The sequence below is a fragment of the Pokkaliibacter plantistimulans genome (genome assembly GCF_003194385.1).
In the GTDB taxonomy this organism is placed as follows: domain Bacteria; phylum Pseudomonadota; class Gammaproteobacteria; order Pseudomonadales; family Balneatricaceae; genus Pokkaliibacter; species Pokkaliibacter plantistimulans.
On sequence record NZ_LAPT01000104.1, the window covers coordinates 13,033 to 24,375 of the forward strand.

The window sequence follows — 11,343 nt, forward strand, 5'->3', positions numbered from 1 at the left end:
TATGAATCCGGCGCAACAAGCTCTGCGACTGAAACTACTGGCCGCTTTCCGCAGCGAGGCGGCGGAGCGTCTGAACATTCTCGGTGATGTGCTGGCGCAGGCTGAGCAGAGCGCTACGCAGGCTGAGGTAGAGCAGATATTCCGTGAGATTCACAGTCTCAAGGGCGCGGCCCGGGCTGTCAGTCTGCCATTGATCGAAGAGTTGTGTCATAGCTGGGAAAGCCTGTTCGCCAGTCTGCGACGACGTAATGTCAGCCCTTCTGCGGCTCATCTGCAGTTATGTCGTCAGGCTAATGCCATGCTGCGGCAGCTGCTGGCCGACATTGAAGCACCGCGCCCGGCACAGCTGAGCGGACTGTGCCGTCAACTGGAAAGCGGTCAGCTGGCGCCTGCGGCAGCGCCAGGCAGTGAGACAGCAACAGCAATAACGTCGGTGATGACTGATCTAAAGGAGGAGACCGCCTCCTCACAGCCGCCAGCAACGACAGACCCTGAAGTACCGCAAACGGTGATATCTCCTGTGTCGGAGGATGCGGCTACCGCACCTGGGAAAGCACCGGAGATCAGTGCGCAGGGCGAGTCCCTTGCCCAGCCTCAGCCGGGTACAACGGGATTGCTGGAGCAGAACAGCCTGCAGCAATGGCAGATGCGACTGCAGGGGTTATTGCAGCCACCCGCAGCACCGCCAGTGACGGCGGAAGACGAGCAGCGTCAGGTATTGCGGGTGGATGTCAGCCGTTTTGATGGGTTGATGGCCGTGGCCGATACCCTGCAGCAGGCCAAGCTCGACAGTCGTCAGCTGGTGCAGGACTGTCAGGGACTGCTGCAACAGCTGGAGCAGTGGCGCCGTCATGGTCAGGATGCACAGGCCATGCTGCGGCAATGGCAGAGTGGTGGTCATACGCCGCCACGGCAGGCCAGCGCCACGGAGCCGCAGCGTTTGCAGGAGCTGATCGAAGCGCTGCGAGCCGGGCTGGCCAGCTGGGAATATCAGCTGGGGCATATGAATCAGGCCATGCAGCAGCTGGCGCGTAACGTCGCCGGTGTGACGGAGCTGATGCAGCAGGAGCTGCAGGCCATTCTGATTTTACCCTGCAGTTCAGTGACCGAAGGCATGGCGGGAATGGTGCAGGAGCTGGCGGAGACCACCGGCAAGGCCGTCAGGCTGCAGATCAGCGGTGCCGAGCTGAAGGTGGACAAGCGCGTTCTGGATGGCATCCGTACGCCTTTGCTGCATCTTCTGCGCAATGCCGTCGATCACGGCATCGAGGCCGCAGCAGAGCGCCAGAAGCAGGGTAAAGCGAGTCAGGGCAATCTCAGTGTGCGTTTTGTGCAGGACAGCGCCGGGCGCTTTGAACTGCAGGTGGAAGATGACGGCGGGGGCATGAATATCGAGATGCTGAAGCGCAAGGCGCTGGCCCAGCGCCTTGTCGATGAAGAAGCACTCGCAGCGATGAGTGATGAAGCCGCCTGTCAGCTGGCCTTTCATTCAGGGCTGTCGACATCCGCCATGATTACTGACCTGTCCGGGCGTGGACTGGGGCTGGCGATTGTGCGGGAGAAGGTAGAGCGGCTGGGTGGCCATGTCAGTCTGCTCAGTGTGCCCGGGCGGGGGTGTCGTTTTACCTTCCTTCTGCCGGTCAGTCTGGCTACCTATCGGGTGGTGCTGGTGCAGGTGGCCGGGCACTGTCTGGCGCTGCCAGCAGGCGTGGTCCAGCGGGTGCTGCGTATTAGTCAGGAAGCGCTGAAAACCATCGAGCGTCGGTTGTCGGTACGTGTCGGCGAACAGCTACTGCCCGTGTGGCCGTTAGCAACGCTGCTGAATCTGACGAGCGCCCCCAGAGAGCGCCCCAGCCACTGGCAGATTGTGCTGCTGAATGTGGGCAGTGAGTCGTTTGGTTTGCTGGTCGATGAGGTGGTGGGGGATGAAGAAGTGGTGATTAAGCCCCTCGGGGCCCAGTTACAACGGGTGCCCAATGTGCTGGCGGCCACCCAGCTGGGCGATGGTCGCATTGTGCCCATCCTGCATCCGCAGGATCTGTATAAGACGGCCTGCCTGAGTGGGGCGACTGACATGCCTCTCGGTGAGCAGGAGCAGGCTGCTCTGCCGCGGGTGCTGGTGGCCGAAGACTCGATTACCTCACGCAGTCTGCTGAAGATGATTCTGGAAAGTGCCGGCTATCAGGTGATCACCGCCAATGACGGGATGGATGCCTGGGAACGTCTGCGTCAGGAGTCGGTCGACCTGCTGGTGTCGGATGTGGAGATGCCGCGCATGGACGGTTTTGAGCTGACTGCCCGACTGCGGGCAGACCGGCGGCTGGAAAATTTACCGGTGATTCTGGTGACGGCACTCAGTCGCAGTGAGGACCGCGAACGCGGTCTGGAGGTGGGGGCCAATGCCTATATCGTCAAAAGTGGTTTTGATCAGGGTAATCTGCTCGACGTGGTCCGCCAATTGGTGTGAGGTGCGATGAACAACTTGCGCGTGTTAGTAGTGGAAGACTCGCTGGTGATCCGCCAGTTGTTGCGCCACGTCCTTGAAGAGGCCGGGTTTGAAGTGATTGGTGAAGCGGTTAACGGTCTGGAGGCGGTGGAATTTGTCAGCCGCGTTCGGCCTGATGTCATCACCATGGACGTGCATATGCCGGTGATGGATGGTTACAGCGCGGCGCGGCGGATCATGGAAACCCACCCGATACCCATCGTGGTAGTAACGGCCAGCAGCAATATCGGTGACAGCGTCACCGCCATGCAGGTGCTGGAGGCGGGTGCCATTACTGTACTGCAGAAACCGCAGGGGCCGGGCCATCCCCATTTTCAGCAGGATGTGGCAGAGCTGGTGCGCACCCTGAAGATTGCCGCCGAGGTCAAGCTGGTACGTCGTCGTGGTCCGCGGCAGGCCGATACCCAGGCTTTTGCCGGGGTGCAGGTGCCTGCCACCAATACCACCCTGCCCCCACGCATGGTACTGATTGGTGCCTCTACCGGCGGCCCGGCGGCCCTGAAGACCTTTCTCTCCCATTTGCAGCCGCAGCTGCCCTGGCCGGTGTTGATTGTGCAGCATATTTCTCCCGGCTTTCTGCCCAGTCTGTGTGAGTGGCTGAACCTGTCTTCAGCCATACCAGTACGAGTGGCGGAGTTTGGTGAAACGGTGCAACCGGGGCATGCCTATCTGGCGCCGGATTTGTGTCATATGCAGGTGGATGATCAGGGGCGGGTGCTGTTGTCTGACAGTGACGCGCGCACCATGCTGCGACCTTCGGTGGCGCAACTGTTCAGTGGTGCGCTGCGTTATCTCAATGGGCAGTGTATCGCCATTCTGTTTTCCGGGATGGGGCAGGATGGCGTCGAGGAAATGTTGCAGTTACGCCAGCATGGCGCCCTGACGCTGGCCCAGCACCCCGACACGGTGGTGGTCAATGGCATGCCGGGTGAAGCGGTGAAACGAGGGGCGGCCGGTCAGGTGCTCACGCCTGAGCAAATGGCGGAGCTGGTAATGAAGCTCGCCAGGGCTTAGTGAAGCAGAACAGATGGGCTTTCACAGTCTGTAGAGGGAGATCAGTGCGTGGACGGCAAACTCATTCTTATCGTCGAAGACAGCCTGACTCAGGCGCTGCAACTGCAGGCGCTATTGGAGACATATCGCTGCACCGTGGCGGTGGCAAATAATGGCGTTGAGGCGCTGGAATACGTCGAGCACAGCCTGCCTGATATCATCATCAGCGATGTCATCATGCCCAGAATGGATGGTTATGAGCTGTGCCAGACGCTGAAATCACGCCCGGCAACGGCTGCCATTCCAGTGATACTGGTGACGTCCCTGACGGACCCGCGTGATGTAGTCAAAGGCCTGACCTGCGGTGCTGACAACTTCATCACCAAGCCTTATGACGAACGCTACCTGATCAGCCGTATCCGTTATCTGATCGTCAATCGTGAGCACCGTGAACATGAGCGGGTGCAGATTGGTATTGAGGTGGTGCTGGAAGGGGAGCGTCACTTCATTACCGCGGCCCGTCAGCAGATGCTGGATTTGCTGATTTCCACCTATGAGGAAGGTATTCGTCTTAACACCGAACTGAAGAGCAAGCATGAGGAACTGAGCCAGAGCAACTCCCTGATCAACAGCCTGTTTCGCTTTACCTCAGACCTCAGTGCGGCCAGCAGCGAAAAGGACATCATTCAGCGCGGACTGGCCCAGCTGCTCAGTTTTAACGGCGTTGCCTGTGCCTGGCTGATGCTGACCAGTGGCGAGCAGTGGCATCTGGCGGGGCTGGTCGGCGAAGGGCTGACAGCCAACCGCATCCTGCATTGTGGGCTGCAATGCCCCTGTCGCCATGCCTACGACACGGATCATTTTTGTGACCTGATTGAAGTGGCGGACTGCCCTGTACTACAGGAGATATTGCCCCAGCAGTACCACGTCACCATTCCGCTGTTCTTCGGCAATGAGGTGGCCGGGCTGCTGAATATTACCCAGGAAGAAGGCGCCGCCTGGGATGAACAGCAACGCTCGGCGCTGCGGGCACTGGGGCATCAGTTTTCAGTGGCACTGGGGCGTGCCCGGTTGTTTGACAGCCTTGAGCTGCTAGTAGGGCAACGCACCGCGGCTTTGCAGCAGGAAATGCATCGACGTGAAAGTGCGCAGATCGCTCTGGCCAAGAATGAAGCATTGTTGCGACATATTCTGGAAGCGCTGCCGGTGGGGGTGCTGGTAGCCGATGTGGATGGACAGATCATCCTGCACAATCCGGAAGCGCGGCGTATCTGGGATGTCACCCAACAGGACGCACAGACCTGTAAAGGACACTGGGAAGCCAGCGGTGAAACCATTCAGGGCTGCAACTGGCCGCTGCAGCACAGTCTGAGCAGCGGTGAGGCATTTCTCAATCAGGTGGCGGAAATCACCCGTGAAGGTGAGCAACAGACCCTGCTGGTCTCCGCCGTCCCTTTCGCCCTGGAGGGCGAAGAGCGCCACGGTGCCATCAGCGTGCTGCAGGATATCAGTGTGCAACGCCAGGCCGAGGTGGAATTGCGCTTGCGCAATCATGCGATCGAAGCCAGCGTCAACGCCATCATCATCACGGATGCCAGTCAGGCTGATAATCCTATTGTTTATGTCAATCCAGCCTTCGAGCGGATCACCGGCTATGCCACTGATGAGGTAATGGGGTGTAACTGTCGCCTGTTGCAGGGCAATGACCGCGAGCAGATGGGGCTGGAAAGCATTCGCCGGGCGCTGCGTAATGGCAGTGAAGGCGCCGCCTTGCTGCGCAATTACCGCAAGGACGGATCGCTGTTCTGGAACGAGCTGCGGGTGGCACCGGTGCGAGATGATCAGGGCCGCATCCGGCATTTTGTCGGGGTGCTCAATGATGTCACCGAGGCCAAGCGTTATCAGGAGCAGCTGGAATATCAGGCCAATTACGATGACCTGACCGGTCTGCCCAACCGTAACCTGCTGATGGACCGTATTCAGCAGTCGATCAACTTCAATAGTCGTCACCGTTCTGGCTTTGCGCTGGCTTTTATTGATCTGGATAACTTCAAGTACGTTAATGACAGTCTTGGTCATGTCGTTGGCGATCAGTTGTTGCGGCAGGTGGCACAGTCACTGGATGGTTGTGTGCGTGAGGGGGATACCCTGGCGCGCCTGGGCGGCGACGAGTTTGTGGTGCTGCTCAATGATATGGTGGATGTTGACAGCATCAGTATCACGCTGCGGCGTATGCTGGATGCCGTCGCTTCCCCCAAAGTGCTGGAGGAGACTGAAGTACTGGTGACTTCCAGTATTGGCTTCTGCCTGTCGCCCCAGGATGGGGACGATCCGGTAACCCTGCTGAAGAAGGCTGATAATGCCATGTATCGGGCCAAGGAGCAGGGGCGTAATCAGATTTGCAGCTACAAGCAGGAAATGGACGAAGCGGTAAGGCGCCGTCTGGCGCTGGAGCATGATCTGCGTCTTGGGTTGGAGCGCAATGAACTGGTGCTGTATTACCAGCCGCAGTGGAGCCCGCATAGCCATACCACGGTAGGTGTGGAGGCTCTGGTACGCTGGCGCCGGGGGGACCGTATGGTGTCGCCCGCTGAGTTTATCCCACTGGCGGAAGAGACTGGGCTGATACTGGAGCTGGACGATTGGGTGGTACGCACTGCCTGCGCCCAGGCCAAAGCCTGGCAGGAGGCCAATCTGCCGCGCATGACGGTATCGGTCAATCTGTCAGCCCGGCAGTTCAAGAACGGTCGCTGTATTGAGCTGATCCGTGAGGTGCTGCAGCAAAGTGAGCTGGAGCCTGAGTTGCTGAAGGTGGAGGTGACCGAAAGTCTGGTGATGCAGAATGCCGAAGATGCCCTGATGACGATGCAACAATTACGGCAGTTGGGGGTGGGGCTGTCGATGGATGACTTTGGCACCGGGTATTCCTCGCTGAGCTACCTCAAGCGTTTCCCCTTCCAGCAGTTGAAAATCGACAAGAGCTTTGTGGACAACGTGGTGGGGGATCGTGAAGGAGCTGCCATCGTTCAGGCGGTGATCGGCTTGGGCAAGACACTGGGGATCCAGATTGTGGCGGAAGGGGTTGAGACTATGGCCCAGTACAACTATCTGACACTGGCGGGCTGTGACCTGATTCAGGGTTACTTTTTCTCCCCACCCTTGCCGGTGGACGCCTGCACCACTTTCCTGCAGCAGGATCATAACTGGAACCCCAAGCTGCGATAGCGGTAGAAAATAAGCGGGTAGAGCACATTGTTCGCTTTCAGGTCAGGCTGAATCGTTCAGCATATTTGAATAGTTGCTCCAACTGATGATCAAAAAACTGTCATGAGAGCGGGGTAAGCTGGTATCAAAACTGCATGGGTGAAGTTTGTGTCTTGACTATTTCACCGTATGACATGCAACTAAGTGATAGTTGGCATGTCGTATCACTCTGGCAGACTTTGAACCAATCGGATTGGCAGGCATGAGCACATAAAGGGCAGAACCGCCATAGCTGCACCAAGAAGGGGAAGGTGTGTCTTCTTATATGCCACGTGAAGACGGTGTGGGGCGAGGTTGGATCCATCGCTGGTGTGGGAAATTAAGTAACACGACGATTTTTCACAGACTGTTTCCAATCATTTAGTTGTATGTTGAACACGGCTTGACCTCGCATAGTGCGAGTGACACTCTGTAGTGGCGTCACTTGTTTTATGACCTGTGTTCTGTAAGAAGCAAGATGTAGTTGTGCGAAGTTTGCACGAGGTTTCAGGGGGCGTTTTGGATATCCATCAAGAAGTAGATCTGCTACGCAAGATCCCGATGCTGGCCAGGCTGGATACGTCCAAGTTGAAACTATTGGCGTTCACCAGCCGCCTGATGCATTACGAAGATGGTGAAGTGCTGTTCAGCATTAATGATCCGGCGGACTCGGTCTATCTGATTATTGAAGGAGAGGTGGAAATCATGGCCACCACCAGGGCGGGCGATTTTACATCGGTTGTCCGTGGGGTGAACTCCCTGGTCGGGGAGATGGCAGTGATTTCCAAAAGCAGGCGCAGTGCCACCGTTCGAGCGAGTGGTCACGTGGCTGCGTTGTGCATGGAAGGCTCCATATTTCTGCAGCTGATCACCTCCAACCCTGATGTGGCGTTGGACGTACTGCGGCAGTTGAGTGACAAACTGGTTGAAGCGCATCACGCCAACGAAGCGCTCTACAGCCAACTGGAACTGCATTCATAGGCTAACCATGAACAAAGAACGCTTTCTCGCCTTGTGGCAACGGACGCTGGTAACAGCCGCCAAGGACGCGGAGCAGGCTTTTACGACGCTGGAAGAGCTGTACGCCGCTCCGGGTCGGCATTATCACAACGGTTGCCATGTGCAGCATTGCCTGCTGTGGCTTGACCGCTATCGCAGCCATGCCATCAATGCGGATGCCATTGAGCTGGCTATCTGGTTCCATGATGCCATTTATGAGTTTCAGGCCTGCGATAACGAGCAGCGCAGTGCTGAACTGTTCCTGCAGTGCAGTTTAGGCGCGGATCAGACCCTGCGCCGCTATATCTACGATCTGATTCTGGCCACCACCCATCGCCAGCCGCCGACCAATCCGGATCAGGCGCTGATCATGGATGTTGATCTGTCCAGCTTTGCCCTGCCCTGGCATCCTTTTATCAAGGATTCCGTGCGGTGCCGTAAGGAAAAAGCGTTTCTGACAGACCCTGAATTTTTCGCCAGGCAAATCTGTTTCTGGGAAAGTTTGCTGGCTCGTCCTGCGTTCTTCTATACCCCGGTGTTTTTCCATGAACACGAGCAACAGGCCCGTGAGAATGTAAAGCGTATGCTGGAGTTGATGGTGGAGCGCGGTTATGACTGCTCTCTGAATAAGCAGTGCCAAAGCGCCTGATGGCGCTTCTGTAGCCTGCGCAGCAACGGCTGCCGGGCTGACAGAATCCCCTCCTGAATCCATCTCATTGTTGTATCCCCCTGAATTAATTGAGAATTTTTTCTGCCATTGGGCCAAAATCCGCGCAATACAGAGTTGTGATGCTTGATCTATAGTTAAGCGTGGCGGCGTTGTTGAAATTCCCCTGCGGCGTCTCCATTTGCAGCGGCCACTGTTTACCCTGCTATCCCATGCTCACAAGGCATGCTGTCTATCCGGGATATTGCTTATGAAGCCTGAACAAATTGCCCTTCTCACCGGTGGTATGGATCAGCTGCCTGGCTGGCCGCTGCGTCCCGTGGTCAGCTGGTTGTTGCAGTCGGCTGCTGAGCTGGGGCAGCCGGTAGAGCTGGTCAGTGGTCTGTGCTCGCGTTTGACTGAGGTGGGGGCGCCGCTTAAGCGTGTTCGGGCAGGCATCAATGTGCTGCATCCTGAAGTGGTGGGCTGCTCCTACACCTGGTGGCGTGATCAGGGAGTAGTTGAGGAGGAGAGTGCGCTGCACGGCGTGACCAATACCTCCGCCTACATTGGCAGCCCGATGGAAAAGCTGCATCAGGGCCGGGAGTCGGTGCGCTATCCGTTGTTCACCCTTGCTGATGACGGGCTGCATTCTTCTCTGCGTGAGCTGAAAGAAGCCGGTTGCACAGACTATGTCGGATTTCCCGTTGTGTTCAGCAATGGCAGGGTGCAGTCACTGTTATTTGCTACCGATGCTGCAGACGGTTTTGATGATCATGATCTGGCCAAACTGGCACTGGTAAAAGACCTGCTGGCGCCCTACTGGGAGATCATTGCCCGCCAGCAATTATGCGACTCACTACTGAGTACCTATATCGGCCCGCGCATCGCCAAACGGGTGATGAATGGCCAGATCAAGCGTGGTGATATGGAGCTGATCGAGGCGGCGCTGTGGTTCAGTGATCTGCGCAGTTTTACCAGTCTTAGTGAGCACTTGTCGGCACAGACCTTGCTCGATTCTCTCAACACCTATTTCGAAACCGTGGCGGTCGAGGTGACGGTGCGGGGAGGCGAGATTCTGCGTTTTATTGGTGATGCCATGCTGATCGTATTCCCGGTCAGTGAACAGGTCAGTCTGGCACAGGCGGCTGATCAGGCGCTCGCGGCGGCTCAGGCTACGCTGCAACGTATGGATGGTATCAATCAGCAACGTGCAGAAGAACGGATGCCGCCGCTGTTGTTTGGTCTGGGATTACATGTGGGCAGCGTGCAATACGGCAATGTCGGGGCGCCAAACCGGCTGGATTTCACGGTGATGGGCCCTGCCGTCAACCGTACTGCGCGTATTGAAGATATGACCAAGCTTCTGCAGCAGCCGGTGCTGATCTCTGCCGAAATGGCGGGTTTGCTGGAGCGACCGTTGCGGCAGATGGGCAGTCATACGCTGCGGGGTGTGGATGAACCGGTCACGCTGTTTGCGCCATTACCTGCTGAGCCGAACTTGCCGCATTCGGCAACCTAGACGGCCTGTAAAGCGGTAACAGATGTTGCGCTATATAGCGGAAGTGTAAAGGAATTCGTGCTAGGCTCTGTCGTTCGCGCCGAGCCGAGGAAAATACCCCCAGATGGCGTCAACTCGCACAGATTGGGCGGTTCAGGTAGTGAGATGGTTGTATGCCGCTAGAACCCACTTCTAGGGAAAAGACGATGTACCGATTGGACAATACCCGCGTGTTGATCTATAGCCATGACAGCTTTGGTCTGGGGCATCTGCGTCGTTGCCGCGCCCTGGCTCATGCGCTGGTGGAACGCTACAAAGGGGTATCGGTACTGATCCTCACCGGCTCACCTATCATTGGGCGTTTTGACTTCAAGGCGCGGGTAGATTTTGTCCGTATCCCCGGCGTGATCAAGCTGCACAACGGTGACTACACTTCGCTGGGTTTGCATATTCGCCTTGATCAGACACTGGCGCTGCGTGAGTCCATCATTCTCAACACCGCCAAGGCCTTTGAGCCTGATCTGTTTATCGTCGATAAAGAACCGCTGGGCCTGCAGGGCGAGGTGGAGTCCACCCTGCGGATGCTGCGCGATACCGAGTGCGTCAATGTGCTGGGTATCCGTGATGTGATGGATGAGCCCGTCAAGCTGACTAAGGAATGGGAACACAAACAGGCGTTTCCTGCGCTGGCTGAGCTCTATGACGAAATCTGGGTGTACGGCGATGAGTCCATGGGTAACCCCCTGCAGGGCTTGCCGCTACCGGCCAGTGTGCCGGAAAAAATGTTCTATACCGGCTATCTGCAGCGTCAGCTGCCAGTGCACACCCGTTCCCGCTATCTGGAAAAGGTTGAACGCCCTTACCTGCTGGTGACCCCCGGTGGCGGTGGTGACGGGGCGGAAATGGTGGACTGGGTGTTGCGTGCTTACGAAGCCGACCCCGATTTGCCATGGGATGTGATGTTTGTGCTTGGCCCCTTCATGAACAGCCAGGAACAGCAGCAGTTTATGGACCGTGCTGAACCGCTGCGCGGCGTGCATATGATTACCTTCGATGCCAATCTGGAAAGCCTGCTGAGCGAAGCTGCCGGCATTGTGGCGATGGGCGGTTATAACACCTTCTGTGAAATACTTTCCTTTGATAAGCCTGCCTTGCTTATTCCGCGTACAGAGCCGCGTCAGGAGCAGCTGATACGAGCCCGCAATGCCAGTGAACTGGGCCTGCTCAGTATGCTGGACCCGCGTGAGCCCCATACCACCGAGCGTATGCTGGCCGCTCTGCGTGCCCTGCCACAGCAGAGTGCGCCATCACAACACATGCCTGCCAATATGCTGAGCGGCCTGGAGCAGGTGCAGTGCCGGGTTAAAGGCTTGCTCAGCGAGCGCATTGACTGACACCAGTTCGTATTTTGAGAATCTTGTCCCACGTTCAGGGCAACGGACCCACAGCTTAGGA

Annotated in this window: 7 protein-coding genes; all 7 read left to right on the plus strand. The window is 57.3% G+C overall.

The features are described 5' to 3' along the window. Window position 1: 1 nt before the first annotated feature. The 7 genes from WH50_RS19820 to WH50_RS19850 all read left to right on the plus strand — a co-directional run bounded on the left by WH50_RS19820 (window position 2) and on the right by WH50_RS19850 (window position 11,282). Window positions 2–2,467: a hybrid sensor histidine kinase/response regulator gene (locus WH50_RS19820; RefSeq protein WP_110189014.1), complete on the plus strand. Its 2,466-nt coding sequence runs from the start codon at window positions 2–4 to the stop codon at window positions 2,465–2,467. 6 nt (window positions 2,468–2,473) lie between these two features. Next, on the plus strand, window positions 2,474–3,520 hold the full coding sequence (gene cheB / locus WH50_RS19825) for a chemotaxis-specific protein-glutamate methyltransferase CheB (protein WP_243410188.1): 1,047 nt from the start codon (window positions 2,474–2,476) through the stop codon (window positions 3,518–3,520). Between the two features lie 48 nt (window positions 3,521–3,568). After that, window positions 3,569–6,724: an EAL domain-containing protein gene (locus WH50_RS19830; protein ID WP_110189015.1), complete on the plus strand. Its 3,156-nt coding sequence runs from the start codon at window positions 3,569–3,571 to the stop codon at window positions 6,722–6,724. Window positions 6,725–7,261: 537 nt separating this feature from the next. Then, window positions 7,262–7,723: a cyclic nucleotide-binding domain-containing protein gene (locus tag WH50_RS19835; protein WP_110189016.1), complete on the plus strand. Its 462-nt coding sequence runs from the start codon at window positions 7,262–7,264 to the stop codon at window positions 7,721–7,723. A gap of 7 nt (window positions 7,724–7,730) precedes the next feature. Further along, entirely contained in the window at window positions 7,731–8,390 is a 660-nt protein-coding gene (locus WH50_RS19840) for an HD domain-containing protein (RefSeq protein WP_110189017.1), read from the plus strand. Window positions 8,391–8,658: 268 nt separating this feature from the next. After that, the gene (locus WH50_RS19845; protein WP_110189018.1) at window positions 8,659–9,909 is read left to right on the plus strand and encodes an adenylate/guanylate cyclase domain-containing protein; all 1,251 of its coding nucleotides are present in this window, start codon (window positions 8,659–8,661) and stop codon (window positions 9,907–9,909) included. A 185-nt stretch (window positions 9,910–10,094) separates the two neighbouring features. Beyond that, a complete protein-coding gene (locus WH50_RS19850; protein ID WP_207780405.1) occupies window positions 10,095–11,282 on the plus strand; it encodes a glycosyltransferase family protein in 1,188 nt (395 codons plus the stop codon). Window positions 11,283–11,343 lie beyond the last annotated feature (61 nt).